Here is a 16,641-nt window from a genome sequence, read left to right on the forward strand (position 1 = left end):
CTTGAATCTCAGCCCATCACAAAGATGGGTGCAGCTGTGCGAAACGGCAGCCTGCGGCCCGCAGGCAGCAGATAGGCATGCTCGCGCGGCACGCGCAGCGGGTCGCACTGGCCGTCGGTGATGATGAGCATGGGCCCATTCTTGGGAAAGTCATCGGCCTGGAGCAGCAGATCCACACCGGGCTGCAACACGGTGCCGCCGCGCCCCTTGAGAGCGATGCGCTGGGCCATGTCGGCGGTCGGCAGATAACCGAGGTCATAGGCTGCGGCGTCGCAGCAGATCAGGCGCACGGCGGGCACGTCCTTGGCCTCGGCATAGCTGGCGATGGCGCCCAGTGCCTTGGCCAGCACATGGCGCTCCATGGAGCCCGAGGTGTCCAGCACCACGCCAAACGTGCGGCCTTCCAGCCAGCGGCTGTCGGCCTGAATGCGCGGGCGGGGAATATCGGGCGTGGCACTTTGGCGGCGGCTGATGCGGGCATAGCTGTGCCTCGTCTCTATCGGCGGAAAGTGGTGGTCGAACCAGCGCGCCAGCTCCACCTGCCAGTCAATCGGCGGCTGCAGCAGGGCGCGAATTTCCTCGATCAATCCTGCGGGCAGCAGGCCTCGTGCACTTTGCTCGTGGCGCAGCAGGCCTTTGCCCAGCTGGGTGCGGCAGAACTCGTCGATGTCGGTGTAGTCACCCGCGTTGTGCTGGCCGCCTACATTGCGCTCCAGCATGTCGCCCTGGCCACCGGCCAGGGTGCGCAGCTTGCGCATGCGGCGCAGATCGCCAGCGATGCGGTCATAGATTTCTTCGGCGCTGAGCCCGCGCAGCTCCGGGTCGTAGAGCAGGCCTATGCCCGGCGGCTGGCCTACATTCATCTGAATCAACCAGTCGTTGATGACAAAGTCACAGGCCACGTTCCATAGAAACGGCTCGCGTCCGCGCCGGCGTGGCAGATGGCGAAGGGCCACATGAAGCACTTCGTGGGCGATGACGAAGCGCAGTTCCAGCTCGGATAGGCGCGGGCCGGGATTGACGTAGATGGTGCGCAGCATCTCGTCGACCGCGGCGACGGCAATGTCCTCGCGCTCGCAGATGCTGGCGTCTTCGATGATGTCAAACGCCGCGACCATGCTGCCCAGCAGTGGAAAGCTGTCCATGAACCAGTGGCGTGCGCGGTCCAGCGCGCTGCTGGCGGGGCGGCTCTGGCCAAACTCGCGGCGCACGCCAGCGGCAATTTCCACGGACTGGGTGACGGAGCGGGCCAGGCCCGCTGCAAACATTTCGGACCAACTGCTATACCGGCGCCAGCGCGGCAACGGCTTGCCGCTGGATTCGGGCTCGGGCCATTGCTCTGGCAGGGCCAGGCTGGGGTGAGCGCCACCTGAGCCGGGGCCGGCCAGGCTCAGTGCCTGCGCCCAGGCGGGTATGCCTTGTTCGCAGAACTGGGCATACCACTGAGCCTCTTCGCGCTGGGGCAGTCCGTCGGGTAATTCCATGCCTTCGGGTGGACGTCCCAGCTTGATGGTCTGGATAAAGCGCGCCGTGACCACATCGCAGGCCGCGCTCCATTGGGCCCAGTGGCTGCGGTCGCGCTGAAACAGCTCCAGGGCGTAGCTCAGCGTGGCCCGTCCCAGGCAATAGGCCCATTCTTCGGGAGCGGCCAGGCGTTTGGGGTGGATGTCGATCTGGCCGCTAAGGCGCTGGTGATTGAGGCTGGCCTGGGCCCAGCCATGGGCCGGACAGGCCGAATGTGCGCTGCGCACAAAGCCCAGGCTGTGGCTGAGTTCGGTAAAGATGGGATGTGCCTGCAGCAAGGCTAGGCCCTGCGTATAGGCCTGGGTGGCAGGCGTTTCTCGCGTCGGGGGGTTGGCCATCAGGCTTTGGCCGCTTCGCGCGCTTCCACCAGACGTGGCAGGTCGCGCACGATTTCCACCATATACCAGGCGGGCAAGGTCTGGCTGTCGCTTTCGGCGGTGACGATCTGCGCCATTTCCAGGCTGATCTGGGCCAGCTCCCTGAGCATGGCCTTGGAGCGGTGCACGGTCTGCTGCAGCTCGCCGCCGCTTTGCTGTTTGTCGGCGGGCAGGATCTTGAGCAGACGCGCGCGGAAGGCCTGGGCCAGGAAATACAGCACGTCGCGGTCCTGCGGGGCATGGGGCCAGCCGGAGTCGCCCTTGAAGATGGCGTCCAGCCGGTGACGGTCGTCGGCCAGCTTGTAGAAGGCCTTGAACTGCGCCGCATGCTGGGGCGTGAGGCAGCCGCTGCTCAGGGCTTCCAGCGTCTGCAGATTCAGATCGTCGCCATAGGACTGCAAGGCGTCGCTGAGCATATGCCAGGAGCGCGGCGTGGAAAACGCCTCTTCATGCTTGGGCGGCTGGCTCCACAGATGGTCGGGGCGCTGGGCCAGGTATTCGAGCACCAGAGCATGCAACTGGGCCTGCTGCGCCCATTGCAGCCACTCGCTGGCGCTGACCTTGAGCTGCACATGAATCATGCGGTTGACCAGCGCCGAGGACATGGTACGCACGATCGCGGAATCCTGCGCCCGGTTGCCAGCCGCAATCACGATGGAGCCTTCGGGCATCACATATTCGCCCACGCGGCGTTCCAGGATCAGACTGTAGAAGGCTTTTTGCACATCCTGGCTGCAGGCGTTGAGCTCGTCCAGGAACAGGCAATAAGGCTGCTCGCGCGCAATCATGGCGGGCGGGCAAAAGCGGGTTACGCCGTCGCTGATCTGCGGCACGCCCAGCAAGTCCTCGGGCGCAAGCTGGCTGCCCAGCAGGGACACACAGTCCAGCCCCACGCTTTGCGCGAAGTTTTGTACCAGGGCCGATTTGCCGATGCCAGGCGGCCCCCAGATGAACACGGGGCGTACGGTGGCGACGTTGAGAAGGAATTCGCTCAGTTGCGAGGGGGTGAGAGCCAGACTGGTTTGCATGCAGCTGGCAGTCTAAATCAGGCGCGCGGCACAGCGGATGCAATGGCGATGAAAACTACTGAATTGATAGCTTTCAGCGCTTTATGCAACGACGTTAGAGCCATATTTCTTCAGTTATTCGTAATCAAAATCGGCTTGGTAATCGGCCGGGTTGATGCCTTCGGCACGCAGCGGCTCGACCAGGCGAAAGCGCGTGATCTTGGCCGATGCGGTGATATAGCCCTTGATGACCAGCTCGCGCGTGACCGGGCTTTGTGCTTCCTGGGCCAGCTGCTCGATCACCCGTGTGGTCTTGCGCCGCGCCAGCATGCGAAAGAGGGCCGGTACATGGGCCAGCAGGCGCTTGAGTAGGTCTTCGGCTTCGGCCAGCCATTGGCCCTGCTTGGGCAGATCGGGCACAAAGCCCCATTCGTCCTCGGTCAGCGCGCGCCACAGGGTGATGGCGTGGCCGTCCGCATCGGTGACGCAGGCCATTTCTTCAAGCTGTGGCGTTTTCATGGGTGCATAGCGTGATGCCAGGCCGGCAGTCAGCAATGCTTGATAGGACTGCAGCACATCGCCAACCTGCAGCCGCAGTGCCACGGGCGCTTCAACGGCCTGCACCTGCAGCAGTCGCAAGCTGGCGCTGCCGGTATCGATGTCCACAAAGCCATCACCGCGCTGCACGGCGGCAAAGCCCATGACATCACACCAGAGCGCAGAGCTGCGTTCCAGTTGAGTCACGGGCACAACAAGATGGCTGATTCCAAAAAACATAGCAGACTTCGCTGGGCTGACAAGGGCAGGAATGATAAAGCGCCGTGATCGTAAGCAATCAGCCCGATTAGCTGTATATTTGTACAGTAATCTTGATTTAACCATTGAGATGGCATGTCTCAGTCGCCGGTAAAGTCTTTTTGGGAATGAAAATTGATAGCGGCTAGCGCTTTGCAGTAAAGCGCTATGACTTGTTTTGGAGGAAATTCCTGTCTGCAACAGTGCGCTTGGGTCTGAATTTTGCGAATAACTGTATTTGTATACAGACTCTGAGTGAAAAAGCATTCAAACTGAATACTGCGGCTGCAGCGAGTTCTGAACTCAGGCGTTGATCTGCGCCTGAAATGCCTGCATGCCTTGTACGCAATACTGCAAAAAACGGTTGGCGGCTGGCGACAGATGGCGTCCGGTACGGGTGACGAGCTGCATCTGCGCATGCTCAAAAGCCGGATTGCTGACGGGAATGGCCTTGACCCGGCCCTGGGCCAGCTCGGCCACGACGGCGCAGCGCGGCAGCAGGGTCAGGCCCTGGCCGGTGCTGACAAAGCTGATGAGCACGCTGATGAGATTGCTGGTCAGTGCCGGAGACAGGCGAATCCGGTCCGCTTGCTCCGCGGCTTCCACCAACTGGCGTATGCCGTAGACGCCCTGCAGCAGGGCGATGGGCCACTGCGTCAGCTCCTGCAGCGAAGTCTGGGACGCACCTGCCAGCGGGTGTTGAGGGTGAATGATGGCCTGCATGGGCTGGCTGGCCGACCCGCGCGCGGTGATATGGCTATCGGCAGGCGGGTAGTAGACAAGGCCGATTTCTGCTTCGTCCTCGCGCACGCGGCGCATGATTTCGTTGGTGCCGTAGATTTCCAGCGCAATCGACACGCCAGGGTGCTGCTGGCGGAACTGGCGAATCGGCCCGTCAATCAGCTCCTGGGCAAAGCCTTCACCGCTGACCACGCTGATGCTGCCGCTGTGCAGCCCGCGCAGAGCATCCATCTTGGCCAGCATGTCATGGCGGTGAGCGATATGTTGGCGGTAGTAGTCGAGGATGAGCTGGCCTGCCTGGGTGGGCACCACGCCGCTGCGGTGGCGCTCCAGCAGGGCCACGCCCAGGGATTCTTCGAGCAGGGTGATCTGGCGGCTGACGGCCGAAGGCACGATGCCCAGCTTCTCTGCGGCTGCCCGCACCGAGCCGCAGCTGACGGCTTCATAGAGATAGTGGGCGCGGGAGTCCTGGTAGGCAGACATGGAAAGAAGTATTCAAGCTGAAGCGCGATTTTGTCTCTGAAGTGTGCACTTTTTTAGAACAGAAAACATCAAGTCATGAAATAAACGCATTGATATATTCGTCAGCCGTATCAGGTGTATGGCTGAGGCCCTTCCCAGCTCTTTTGCATCTGAGGAGTGAATGCTTTTCTGCGGTGCGCTGCGGAGATGAAAAGGATGTCCATGAGTACAGAGATGCGGCCCGCTACACCGGGGCTGGAGATGCGCAACATGCTGCAGATTTTTGCGCTGGCGCTGGTGATTTCGGCCTTGTCCGAATGGCTGGGCCCTTTGCCCATTGAGCTGGGGGTGGGCAAGGTGGTGCTTCTGCCCATGATCTGGGCGCTGCTCATCGGTCTGGTGCTGGGCCTGTGCGCCAAGCGCATGCCAGCGCCGCTCAAGCTCAGCTTGCACAGCCAGCATCTGGCCGCTGCCGTTCTCTCGTTCGCCCTGTTCCTCTTCATTGCCAAGCTGGGCCTGCTGGTGGGCGGTTCGCTGCCGCAACTGGCCGAGGTGGGCGGCGGTCTGGCATTGCAGGAGCTGGGTAATCTGGTGGGCTGCGTGGCCCTGGGCATGCCGGTGGCGCTGCTGCTGGGCATCAAGCGCGAAGCCATTGGCGCGACGTTTTCCATCGGGCGCGAACCTGGCCTGGCCATCATCGGCGAGCGCTTCGGCATGGATTCGCCCGAAGGCCGGGGTGTGCTGGCCGAATACATCACCGGCACGCTGGTGGGCGCGATCTTTATCTCGTTGCTGGCCGGTTTTGTCTCCAGCCTCAATATCTTTCACCCGCTGGCGCTGGGCCTGGGCGCAGGCGTGGGTTCGGGCTCGATGACGGCCGCTGCCGTGGGTGCGATTGCGGCCCAGCATCCCGAAATGGCCGACAAGATCGCCACGTTTGCCGCGGCCGCCAATCTGATTGCGTTGACGGTGGGCACCTATCTGACGCTGTTTGTCTCGCTGCCCCTGGCCATGCGCGCCTACCGCTTCCTGGAACCCATTCTGGGGCGAACAAGCAAGGCCGTGGCCTCCGTACAAGCCGACAAGACTGCCGATGCAGCCAAGGCCGAAGCGGAAGAGCTTGTTCATCCACCCGTGCTGAGCCTGCCCATGCGCCTGCTGTGCTGGGTCTGGGTGGGTCTGATGGTGCTGATCGGCAACCGCATTGGTCATGGCGTGCCCATGCTGGAAGCGCTGCCCGGCGTGCTGCTGATCATTGTGGCCGTGCTGATCGGCGACCTGATCTATATGGGCACGCGACGCATGCTGCCGGCCGTTTGCTGGATTTCGTTCATTGCCATGGCCATGACCTTCCCCCACACGCCTTACGCCGCCGAAGTGGCTGCACTGACGGGCAAGGTCAACTTCCTGGCCATGATCACGCCCATGCTGACCTTTGCCGGTCTGTCGCTGGCCAAGGACATCCCCGCTTTCCGCCGCCTGGGCTGGCGCATCGTCGTGGTGTCGCTGATGGCCAATGCCGGCGTGTTTCTGGCGGCGACCATGATTTCGCAGACTTTTGTTCACACTCTTTGATGGGGGCGGCCTTCCATGTTGAACACCATCCAATGGCCGGGCCAGCAAGAGCTGCAAGCCTGGCGCCATGATTTTCACCGCCACCCCGAAACCGCGTTTCAGGAACACCGCACCAGCGCCCGCGTGGTGGAGTTGCTGAGCAGCTTTGGCCTGGAGGTTCACACCGGCCTGGCCGGCACCGGCGTGGTTGCCGTGCTCAAGGGCAATATGGGCGAAGGCCCCAGCATCGGGCTGCGCGCCGATATGGACGCGCTGCATGTGACCGAGCTCAACACCTGCGAGCATGCATCGCAGAATGCCGGGCGCATGCACGCCTGCGGTCACGACGGCCATACCAGCATGCTGCTGGGCGCGGCCAAGACGCTGGCCGCCCACCCCGATTTCAAGGGCACGGTGCATTTCATCTTCCAGCCCGCCGAAGAAAACGAAGGCGGCGCACGCGCCATGATCGAGGACGGTCTGTTCGAGCGCTTTCCCATGGATGCCGTCTACAGCATGCACAACTGGCCCGGCCTGCCCGTAGGCACGGCAGCGGTGCACGGCACGGCGGTGATGGCGGCTTTCGATATCTTCGATCTGACACTCAGCGGCAAGGGCTGCCATGGCGCCATGCCGCATCTGGGCAAGGACACTCTGCTGGCTGCCTGCCAACTGGTGACCCAGTTGCCCGCGCTGATCGCGCGGGAGCAGGAGGTGCACAAGCCTGCCGTGCTCAGCATCACCAGCTTCAACGCAGGCGATACCTACAACGTGCTGCCCGAGCAGGTCAAGCTGCGCGGCACTGTGCGCTGCTTTGACATGGCGCAGCGTGCCAGGATCGAGCAGCGTCTGCGCGACGCCATTAACGCCACCTGCATGTTGCACGGCCTGGAGTCTCATCTGGACTACCGCGTCAGCTACCCGGCCACCATCAACGATCCCCAGCACGCCGAAGTCTGTGCCGAGGTGTTGAGCCAGGTGCTGGGCGAGGGCAAGGTGCAGCGCGACCTCAAGCCCAGCATGGCCTCGGAAGACTTTTCCTTCATGGCCCAGCAATGCCCCGGTGTCTATATCTGGCTGGGCAATGGCGAAGACAGCGCTTCGCTGCACAACCCCAAGTACGACTTCAACGACGCCAATCTGCCGCTGGGCGTGCGTTACTGGGTGGAGCTGGTCGGGGCGCTGCTGCGCGATGGCAGGCTGCCAAGCTGAAGCTTCAGGCGATATGTTTGACGACGAATGCCGGGTTCATGCCCGGCATTTTTTTGTATTCGCTATCTTGGGAACTCATCTGTTGATAGCTGTAAACGCAGTACTGGTATGGGTTTGCATTGGTTTTGAAACTAATTGTGTTTTGACCCAGGCGGCTGCTGAACGGGCAGATTTCTTTCGCTATGAATCCCGGAGCTTTCAATCTGCCAGACTTCTGCCAGCGTTCGGCGGGGATGGGCAAGCTCCCGGTCCTATGATGTCAACAGCGCTTCCGGCAGTGAACCTGCTTGTTGCGTGCATGGGGCGGCGGCCATGACTACAGCGTGATACATGGGCCGACCACCGATCGCAGGTGTTGCACCGGGTATTCAGACGCCGACGTTCAATGCGCAGATTGCGCTGTCTGCGGGCCCATCTTCTTGTGGCGCATGCCACTGTCGCAACACAGCCTGCTGCAAGCTGGGCCATGGCTTTACGTTTTCGCCCGGCATCGAGACAGGAAAGGGCGTCGATGTTGCCTGCATCGCAAACGATTCTGAACTGGTGTGTGCTGGTTTCGGCCGCGGCCTTGCTGGGTCACCTGGTGCACCGGATTTCAGGTTTCCCGCGCATTCTGGGCTATACGGTGGCAGGGCTTACTGCCGGCTGGGTTAGCCAGTTCATGGGCTGGACAGATCTGCCCTGGCCGCTGCAGGGCGGCACGGTGCTGATGCTGGAGCTGGCCGTGGGCACCAGCATGATGCTGGCGGCATCCCAGGTATCGCTGCACTGGTTGCGGCGCCAGCCCTGGCTGCTGTTGCAAAGCCTGGGGGAGTCGCTGGCGGCGCTGGGTCTGACCACGGCCGTCTTGTTGGCGCTGGACTGTAGCTGGACGGTGTCGGTCGCTGTAGGCGTGGTGGCCATGGCCGCATCGCCCGCCGTGCTGCTGCGCATTGCCAACGATCTGAATGCGCGCGGTGCAGTGACGGATCGCAGCCTGCTGCTGGCGACGCTGAGCACCTCACTGGCGCTACTTGCCGCACTGGTGCTGATGCAGCTGTTCACGCCGGATGCGCAAGGCGGTCTGCGGTTTTCTGCAGCGGGACTGATTCCCTGGGTACGTAGTTTGCTGCTGAGCGTGCTGTGGGCGGTGTTGCTGACGGCCTCGTTCTGGCCGGTGCTGCGCTGGCGTTCTTCGCGCAGCGACTCGGCCGCCCTTTATCTGCTGGCGGCGCTGATGGCCACTTGCCTGCTGGCCGCCCGCTTTGGCGGTTCTGCCGCGTTGGCATTTGTTGCGACGGGGCTGCTGCTGCGCAATCTCAGCGCCATGCCTTTGCTGTGGCCGATGGCATTTCAGTCGGTCAACACCATGCTCAACCTTCTGATGTTTGTGCTGGTGGCCAGTATGGTGTCGCAGGTCACGTTCTCTTTTGCTCTGGTTTCCATAGTGGCTAGCGTAATATTGGCAAGGGGTATCGCTAAATTCGGCATGATCTTGCTGCTGGGCCATGGCACGGGCATTGGCTGGCGCAGGCAGTGGCCCGTAGCTTGCGGCCAGCTGCCGCTGTCGGGTGTGGCGCTGCTGGTGGTGTCTGCACTGGCCTTGCGCTGGGGAGGTGTACATGCCGCCAGCGCTTTGCAACTGGCATCGATTGCGTTGCCCATGATTGTGGTGTGCGAGCTCCTGGGAGTCTTGCTGGCATCGACCGCGTTGTGGCGCTGCGGCGATGCCCATCGCGGCATTGGCCGCGCCGCTTTGCTCAGAGGGGAGAAGCGCCATGACACTTGAAGCATTCCAACCGTCGGCGGCTTTGACGCTGGGCGTGGAGCTGGAGCTGCAACTGCTCAGCACCCATGACTACGATATGACGCCTTATGCGCCCGATATGCTGGCGCTGCTGAAGAATGTCGCCGTACCCGGGGCCATCGTGCCCGAAGTCACGGCCAGCATGATCGAGATCTCGACCGGTATCTGCCAGGATGCACAGGACGCCTGGCGGCAACTGGCGCTGACGCGCGACGCACTGGTCAAGGCGGCGGACCGGCTCAATATCGCGGTGGCCGGCGGTGGCACTCACCCGTTTCAGCAATGGCACCAGCAGCGCATCTATGACAAGCCGCGTTTCAAGGAGTTGACGGCGCTGTACGGCTATCTGACCAAGCAGTTCACCATTTTTGGCCAGCATGTACATATCGGTTGCCCCGACGCGGATGCCGCGCTGCTGATGCTGCACCGGCTGTCGCGCTATATCCCGCATTTCATCGCGCTGTCGGCCTCCAGCCCCTTTGTGCAGGGGCAGGACACGGCCTTTGACTCGGCCCGCCTGAATTCGGTATTTGCCTTTCCACTCTCGGGCCGTGCGCCGTTTGCGCTGCACTGGGAAGACTTCGAGCGCTACTTCGACAAGATGGCAGCCACGGGCGTGATCCACAGCATGAAGGACTTTTACTGGGATATCAGGCCCAAGCCCGAATTTGGCACGGTGGAAGTGCGGGTCTTCGACACGCCGCTGTCCATAGAGCGCGCCGCGCAACTGGCCGCCTATGTGCAGGCGCTGGGTGCCTGGTTCCTCAATGACCGCCCGTTCGAGCCCCGGGAGGACGACTATCTGGTCTATACCTACAACCGTTTTCAGGCCTGCCGTTTTGGGCTGGATGGCAGCTATGTGGATCCGGCCAGCAGTGAAGCATTTTCGCTGCGCAGCCATATAGAGCAGACCCTGGCCCAGGTCATGCCGCATGCAGGGCCAGAAGGCAAGGAGGCCTTGCAGCAACTGGCGCGGCTGTTGAAAAGCGAAGAGGGCAACGATGCCAGCTGGTTGCGCGCGCGCTATGGCGAGGTGCAGCAACTGCCCGAGGTTGTGCGCCAGGCCGCGCTGCGTTTTGGCGCAAGAGCATGATTCAAACCGGCCGCCAGCCCTTTTTCATCAAGCGCTGGCAGCTATGGTTTTGATCAGGAGGCGGAGGTCTCCGGCTTGGCAACGATCGTCACTGTATAGCCTTGGCCGCTCGCGATGACCTCCAGCAGACGGTCGATATTGGGGTGAGAGCCAGGGTGGGTCTTGGCATCCGCCGTGTGTTCGGCAAACAGCACAAGCCCTTCTTCGGCGGCTTTTGCATCGATACGGCCATGCTTTGCATACAGCGCGTGATAGAGGGTCAAGGAGCCAATCTTGCCTGGCGCATTGGGAATCGTTGCGGCCAGTTGTCCCTGATCGTCGAAAAGCTGCAGCTCGGCGATATGGGCGATGGAAGGAAGTTGCTGGAGATTGTCTGCAAAGGCCATGGTGTGTGGGTGATGCGGCGAGGGCATCACGGTTGCGATGGTGATTGAAAGCTGAGGCTTGCTATTAGGACTTATGCAAACAAGCCGGGCCGCCGTGGCGGATGCACAAGGAACATGCCCATAGGGCAAACATCTTGCCTGAACCTTATTTGCGTAAGTCGTGACTATTTTGGGGCGGAAATATTGCGCAGGAGCCGCTGCTTTGTTTTTGCTTCCAACCAGGCTGGCATTTTTCTTCGATTTCGCGCCACTCAGGCTTCTGCTGCTTGTGCTTCAAGCGGCGAGCTGTACTGCTGCAGGTTTTTCAGTGCCGCCTGCATCCGGGTCAGATGCACGGCGTACTCGGGCAGCTCGGCAATCTCCTGCATTTCGCGCTGCATGCTGGTCTGCACCTGCTCCGAGAAATGCTGCCATTGAGGTGGACTCATCAGTGCCAGGGCATTTTGCAGCAGGTCGCCTTGAGCGGCATGGGCCAGCGAGAGCTTGCGCACCACATTCAGGGCAAAGGGCGGGCACAGCAGGATCTGCATTGCCGTAGAGCGCGCCAGGGCGCGCGGGCTGTGGCCTAGCCGGCCGTGGCGCAGCGTCAGCAGGCCAAGGCCTGCGGTGCACAGATAGATCAAGCCCAGGCTTGCGAGCTGGGCCAGCTCCGAATGCAGCACTAGCAGCGAAAGCGGTAGGGCGATAAACAGTAGCGCCGCCAGCAGATACAGCGGCAGCGCAAAGACCTTGAAGCTGGCTGCATGCGTATCGAGGGGCGTGCTCAGGGGCGCGCTTTCCGACAGCTCGATCCGGGTTGCATCCCAGTGCAGCCTGTACAGCGGCTGATGCGGCAGCAGGATGGGCGGCCACAACAGCCAGTTCTGGCGCAGCTCGAAGCCCCGGTTGGCCAGCATGCCCGCCCAGCCGCGACGCTTGGGACGCAGCAGACCTTCTTCGGGTTTGAGCAGCAGGGCTGCGTCATACAGATAGAACAGGCAGATGGCCAGAACGATCTGCACCTGGATGCTGATGGAGAAATACAAAGTGGAAGCTGCTTTCGGCCTGAAATGACAAACCCCGCGATCTTAGCGATGCGCGGGGCCGTTATGGAGAGACAGCTGGAATGAGCGGCCGCCCGGCCGTCATTCAGAGATGCTCATGGCTGCTCAGGAAGTCTTCTTGCGGCCAAACAGCTTGCCCAGGCCTGCGAACACAGCCACGGCAGCGGCGGCGATGAGCTTCCAGCCGGCGGCCAGCGCTCCGGCAATGACGCCCCACAGCCCCTTCTTGGTGGCCACGGCAGCGGCACCGCCCAGCACCAGTGCGCCCAGGCCGATGGCAGCGACCTTGTCGCCATTCTTGAACTCGGCGTAGGTCTGGCCGCTGTTGTAATTGAAGCCGGTCAGGACCTTTTTGAATGCGTCCGTATTCTGGCCCAGGGATTCGGTGTCCGAGACCAGAGTGGCGGTCATCACGCCGCCGCGGCCCAGGATACGGGAGGTGTAGTTCACATTCTTCTGGCCGGCTTCATCGCGCAGACGCAGGCCCCATTCCAGGCGCTTGGTTGCGGTGTCGTAGTGAGGAGGGACTTGCCAGCCGTCGGTGTACAGCGCTTCCAGGCCCAGTTTCTTGCGCTCTTCGTTGCCGGCCTTGTCGCTGGCCTGCATGGATTTGAGCAAATCGTTGGCGTCGATTTTTTCATCGTCCTTGACATAGCCGGTTTCCTCATAGGAGAAGACGGCAAACCAGTCCAGCGACTTGGGGGCAATCAGAAAGTGGTCGCTGGTCGGAGGGTTGCCAAAGGCCTGCAGCAGCTTGGAGGTATCGGATTGACTCAGAAACGCATAGCCTGAGGGGATCTGAATGCTGGCCTTGCCGGCGATCTCGCCCTTGCCCGTTTCCTGCCAGTTGAGGGCCTTGATTTGCGCTGGCAGTTCCTGCTGGGCCTCCGGGGTTTGGGCCCACAGGCCCAGGGATAGCGACAGGCCGAGCACGGCTGCGGCGATGGACTTGAACATAAATTGAACTCCCGTGTTATGAATTGATTGAGGAAAGTCGTTTTGCAAAAACCGAGGACAGTTTTACATAGGCATGTGATTGACGGGCTCCTGTGTGTCGGCTGCGGCACAGCGCCTGGCTGAAACTGAGCGGACCAAAACAGAAAGATTGATAGCTGTCAGCGCTTGTAGGATGTGGCGATCAGCGCTTTTTTAAAGGGTTTTCCATGAGCTTGAGCAACGCACAGAATACATTGTCTTTTTTGCAGCAACATGCAAATTTGGGCATGGGCAGCTGGCATCTGGGCCAGGGACGACGCAGCTGGGAGGATGAGAAGTCCGCCTTGCTGACCGGGCTGCAACAGGGCATGACCGTGATAGACACGGCCGAGATGTATGGCGACGGCCTGTCCGAGGAGCTGATTGGCGATGCCTTGAGGGACTGGCCTTCGCTGCAGCCTCAGCCTTTTCTGGTCAGCAAGGTGCTGCCCATGAACGCCAGCCGCAAGGGCGTGCTGCGTGCTTTCGAGCAAAGCCGTCAGCGCCTGGGGGTGGATTGCATTGATCTGTACTTGCTGCACTGGCGCGGCCATACGCCGCTGGCCGAGACCGTGGCCGCTTTTGAAGAGCTGAAAGCCCAAGGCAAAATTCGCCATTGGGGCGTGTCCAACTTCGATACCGACGATATGCAGGAGCTGTGGCAGGTGCCGCAGGGCCGCAACTGCGTGGTCAACCAGGTGCTCTACAACATCTCAAGCCGTGGCATCGAATACGAGCTTCTGCCCTGGTGCGCCGAGCATGGCGTGGCGGTTATGGCTTACTGTCCGCTGGGGCACGGCGAGCTGATTGGCGAGCCTCTGCTGCAGGAAATCGGCGACCGTCATGGCGTCAGTGGCACGGCCGTTGCTCTGGCCTGGGCCATGCGCAGTGGTCAGGTGCTGGCGATTCCCGAGAGCGGTTCGGCAAAGCATGTGCAAGACAACGCCAGCGCCTTGCGGCTCAAGCTGACTCAGCAGGATCTGGCTGACATCGATGCAGCCTGGCCTGCACCGCGCTACAAGCAGCCGCTGGATATTCTGTAAGTTTTCGGAGTCTGGACGAAAACAGCAGCTCGTCCTTGCCGGTTAGAGGGAGTCCTCGTGGCGACCTCGGCCCAGACCGCCACCCATTCCCATTCCCTCGCCACCAGCGCCTGCGCCCGATCCTCTGCGGCTGCCGCTCGCTCCGCCTTCGGTGCTGCGGCGGCCCGTGCCGCCACCGGCTGCGGGTCGGGCCGGGCCTTGGGCTGGAATGGGGACCTTGCCTGGAATCGGCTCCAGATCCAGTGCTTCACGAATAAAGCTGCGCAGCGAAGTCACGAGGGCACTGGTTTCAATGGGCCGGCCCTCGACCATGTCCTGCGCGGCCTTGGCCGCCAGGGCCACCTGTTCCTCCGTCCCCAGCAAAATAATGTCGGACAAGGCGGCCTCTACCGCATCACGAATGCGGCGGCGGCGCTCTGCCAGGCCTTCATTGATGTTGGCGCTGCCTTCCTCTGTCTCGGCCTCGGCCTGCCTGAGATCGCGCAGGTGCATGGGGCTGACGCTGAGCGTGCCCGTGAACGAGCCGCCCAGCGTTTTGTAAGCCGCAATCAATGACTTGAGCCGCTCGTTGATCTGCCGGTTCTCACGTTCACGGTGCTTTTGCACGGTCTGCATGAACAGCAGACGAATTCCCATCATCAGGCAGGTCACCAGCAACAGGCCCAGCACGGTGGAGAGCACGGATGACCAGGAGCTGAAATCCAGAGAGGTGCGCATACGGAGCTTTCGGGACAGGGTAGAGGGGCAAAGGCAGCAGGGAAAGACAGCTCTATTGTGCTGCCCTCGGCCGTTTGACTTTCATGTGTCGAAGCCCCGTCTTTGTGCGACCGGATTGCCTATATCAAATTGATGGATATGTATCAATATGATTCTTTCGATCAGATCTGATTCGATGCATCTTTCAGACACAGCCAAAAGATCGTGAATGAGGATTGGATCCAGGACAAGGAATGTGTAAATAATTGAATCAAATAGAATGCTGTGGTTACACCGGTAAGGGTCTGGACCCGCTCAGGTAGAGGCACAGGCTTGTGCCGCATCTCGTTTTGTTGAACCTTGACCGTAGGGGCTTTCCATGAGAGTTAACGCACCTGTCACCCAGCGCGAGTATGGCTTTGATGAGCAGGCAACCTTGATGTCCACCACGGACACGCAGAGCTACATCAAATATGCCAATCAGGCCTTTATGGAGGTCAGCGGTTTTGAGCCGGAGGAAATCCTCGGTCAAACCCATAACGTGGTCCGCCATCCGGACATGCCGCCGGCGGCATTCGCCGATATGTGGGCCACGCTGAAAAGCGGCGAGCCCTGGAGCGCCCTGGTCAAGAACCGCCGCAAGAATGGCGACCACTACTGGGTTCGCGCCAATGCGATTCCCATCATCCGGGGCGACGTCACAAAGGGCTTTATGTCCGTGCGCACGCGGCCCGAGCGTCAGGAAATCGAAGCCGCACAAAAGCTCTACGCAACGATGAGCGAGAAAGGCGAGAGCGGACCGGATCTGCACAAAGGCATTGTCTCCAGCAAAGGGCTGGGCAAGCTGCTGTCCTTCTGGCGCCATATGGGCGTGCGCAGGCGCATTCGCCTCAATTCGTTGGCACTGTGGGCGGTGCTGCTGATAGGCGCCTGGCTCTTGACGCAAGACCAGGCTCAGTTTCTATGGGGGGCGGGCTTCATCAGTATCGCGCTGGTGATCATGACCGCACTGCTGGAGGCCCAGTTTGCCACCCCGCTGGAGTTGCTCAAGCGTCAGTCGCTCAATGTGGCCACAGGTAATAACCGCCAGACGGAGTCTCTGCAGCGCAGCGATGAAATCGGTACGACGCTGCGTACCGTCAATCAGATGGGGCTGATGTTTCGTTGGCTCGTGGATGACGTCAATCAGCAGGCGCTCAACGTCCAGAACGCCTGCGACGAGATTGAGCAAGGCAATGCCTATTTGCATGGGCAGACCGAACAGCTGGCAGTGAATGTGGCACAGACCTCGGCATCCATGGAGCAGATCACGGCGCGTGTTCAGTCCAGTGCAGACACTGCGCAGAAAGCCGGTGAGCTGGCCAGCGAGGCAAGTGCGGCCGCCTTGCGCGGCGGCCAGTCCATGGAGCAGATTGTCTCGACCATGGCATCGATCACAGCCAATTCCCATCGCATTGCAGACATTGTGGGCGTGATCGACAGCATTGCTTTTCAGACCAATCTGCTGGCGCTGAATGCCGCGGTGGAGGCGGCCCGTGCCGGAGAGAATGGCCGCGGCTTTGCCGTGGTGGCGGCAGAGGTGAGAGCGCTGGCCCAGCGCAGTGCCGATGCGGCCAAGGAAATCAAGACGCTGATTCAGGCCAGTACCGCCAATATCGAGTCAGGTTCGCGTGTGGTCAATGATGCGGGGATGAACATTGGCGAGATCGTCTCCCAGGCCCAGAGAGTCGCCAGCTTTATTGCAGAGATCAGCAAGGCCACGCGTGAGCAAAGCGAGGAAATCACCCAGGTCGGAAAGTCTGTTGCTGATATGGACCATCTGACCCAGCAGAATGCCCAGTTGGTGACCCAGGGCACGGCGGCCTCCAGCAGTCTGCAGTGGCAGGTGAAAAATCTGGTCGAAGCGATAGGCGTGTTTCGCTAAAAACCGGTAGTTTCGCTGCCATT

15 protein-coding genes are annotated in these 16,641 nt (G+C 61.3%); 6 read left to right on the plus strand and 9 right to left on the minus strand.

Translation table 11 applies throughout. From position 1 onward, the window contains the following. Positions 1 to 8: 8 nt before the first annotated feature. The 4 genes from QMY55_RS11615 to QMY55_RS11630 all read right to left on the minus strand — a co-directional run bounded on the left by QMY55_RS11615 (position 9) and on the right by QMY55_RS11630 (position 4,927). Positions 9 to 1,862: a vWA domain-containing protein gene (locus QMY55_RS11615; protein WP_283488742.1), complete on the minus strand. Its 1,854-nt coding sequence runs from the start codon at positions 1,860 to 1,862 to the stop codon at positions 9 to 11. Beyond that, a complete protein-coding gene (locus tag QMY55_RS11620) occupies positions 1,862 to 2,929 on the minus strand; it encodes an AAA family ATPase (RefSeq protein WP_283488743.1) in 1,068 nt (355 codons plus the stop codon). The genes QMY55_RS11615 and QMY55_RS11620 overlap by 1 nt, the downstream gene beginning before the upstream one ends. Positions 2,930 to 3,043: 114 nt before the next feature. Then, entirely contained in the window at positions 3,044 to 3,685 is a 642-nt protein-coding gene (locus QMY55_RS11625; RefSeq protein WP_283488744.1) for a VOC family protein, read from the minus strand. Positions 3,686 to 4,006: 321 nt separating this feature from the next. Next, the gene (locus QMY55_RS11630; protein ID WP_283488745.1) at positions 4,007 to 4,927 is read right to left on the minus strand and encodes a LysR family transcriptional regulator; all 921 of its coding nucleotides are present in this window, start codon (positions 4,925 to 4,927) and stop codon (positions 4,007 to 4,009) included. Between the two features lie 201 nt (positions 4,928 to 5,128). On the opposite strand from QMY55_RS11630, the gene QMY55_RS11635 reads away from it, so the two are divergent. Next, the gene (locus QMY55_RS11635) at positions 5,129 to 6,481 is read left to right on the plus strand and encodes a DUF3100 domain-containing protein (RefSeq protein ID WP_283488746.1); all 1,353 of its coding nucleotides are present in this window, start codon (positions 5,129 to 5,131) and stop codon (positions 6,479 to 6,481) included. 15 nt (positions 6,482 to 6,496) lie between these two features. Beyond that, complete coding sequence (locus QMY55_RS11640; protein ID WP_283488747.1) at positions 6,497 to 7,672, plus strand: M20 aminoacylase family protein; 1,176 nt, start codon at positions 6,497 to 6,499, stop codon at positions 7,670 to 7,672. A gap of 4 nt (positions 7,673 to 7,676) precedes the next feature. On the opposite strand, the gene QMY55_RS11645 is transcribed toward QMY55_RS11640, so the two are convergent. Continuing rightward, positions 7,677 to 7,913 carry a hypothetical protein gene (locus QMY55_RS11645; RefSeq protein WP_283488748.1) on the minus strand — a complete coding sequence of 79 codons (237 nt, stop codon included), beginning with the start codon at positions 7,911 to 7,913 and terminating at the stop codon, positions 7,677 to 7,679. Between the two features lie 270 nt (positions 7,914 to 8,183). On the opposite strand from QMY55_RS11645, the gene QMY55_RS11650 reads away from it, so the two are divergent. Beyond that, positions 8,184 to 9,440: a cation:proton antiporter gene (locus QMY55_RS11650; protein ID WP_283488749.1), complete on the plus strand. Its 1,257-nt coding sequence runs from the start codon at positions 8,184 to 8,186 to the stop codon at positions 9,438 to 9,440. Then, complete coding sequence (locus QMY55_RS11655; protein ID WP_283488750.1) at positions 9,430 to 10,551, plus strand: YbdK family carboxylate-amine ligase; 1,122 nt, start codon at positions 9,430 to 9,432, stop codon at positions 10,549 to 10,551. The genes QMY55_RS11650 and QMY55_RS11655 overlap by 11 nt, the downstream gene beginning before the upstream one ends. Before the next feature lie 53 nt (positions 10,552 to 10,604). On the opposite strand, the gene QMY55_RS11660 is transcribed toward QMY55_RS11655, so the two are convergent. From QMY55_RS11660 to QMY55_RS11670, 3 genes are all read right to left on the minus strand, one after another. Beyond that, positions 10,605 to 10,937, minus strand: a complete 333-nt coding sequence (locus QMY55_RS11660; protein WP_283488751.1) for a DUF2322 family protein — start codon at positions 10,935 to 10,937, stop codon at positions 10,605 to 10,607. Positions 10,938 to 11,188: 251 nt separating this feature from the next. Further along, positions 11,189 to 11,962: a hypothetical protein gene (locus QMY55_RS11665; RefSeq protein ID WP_283488752.1), complete on the minus strand. Its 774-nt coding sequence runs from the start codon at positions 11,960 to 11,962 to the stop codon at positions 11,189 to 11,191. 123 nt (positions 11,963 to 12,085) lie between these two features. Continuing rightward, positions 12,086 to 12,937: a DUF2167 domain-containing protein gene (locus QMY55_RS11670; RefSeq protein ID WP_283488753.1), complete on the minus strand. Its 852-nt coding sequence runs from the start codon at positions 12,935 to 12,937 to the stop codon at positions 12,086 to 12,088. Positions 12,938 to 13,203: 266 nt separating this feature from the next. Here QMY55_RS11670 and QMY55_RS11675 point away from each other — a divergent pair, with 266 nt between their 5' ends. Then, positions 13,204 to 13,998, plus strand: a complete 795-nt coding sequence (locus tag QMY55_RS11675; protein WP_283488754.1) for an aldo/keto reductase — start codon at positions 13,204 to 13,206, stop codon at positions 13,996 to 13,998. Positions 13,999 to 14,040: 42 nt separating this feature from the next. Here QMY55_RS11675 and QMY55_RS11680 read toward each other — a convergent pair whose 3' ends face one another. Continuing rightward, positions 14,041 to 14,715 carry a hypothetical protein gene (locus QMY55_RS11680; RefSeq protein WP_283488755.1) on the minus strand — a complete coding sequence of 225 codons (675 nt, stop codon included), beginning with the start codon at positions 14,713 to 14,715 and terminating at the stop codon, positions 14,041 to 14,043. A gap of 358 nt (positions 14,716 to 15,073) precedes the next feature. Here QMY55_RS11680 and QMY55_RS11685 point away from each other — a divergent pair, with 358 nt between their 5' ends. After that, positions 15,074 to 16,618, plus strand: a complete 1,545-nt coding sequence (locus tag QMY55_RS11685; protein WP_283488756.1) for a methyl-accepting chemotaxis protein — start codon at positions 15,074 to 15,076, stop codon at positions 16,616 to 16,618. The last annotated feature ends 23 nt before the right edge of the window (positions 16,619 to 16,641 follow it).

It is taken from the genome of Comamonas resistens (assembly GCF_030064165.1).
GTDB lineage: Bacteria > Pseudomonadota > Gammaproteobacteria > Burkholderiales > Burkholderiaceae_C > Comamonas > Comamonas resistens.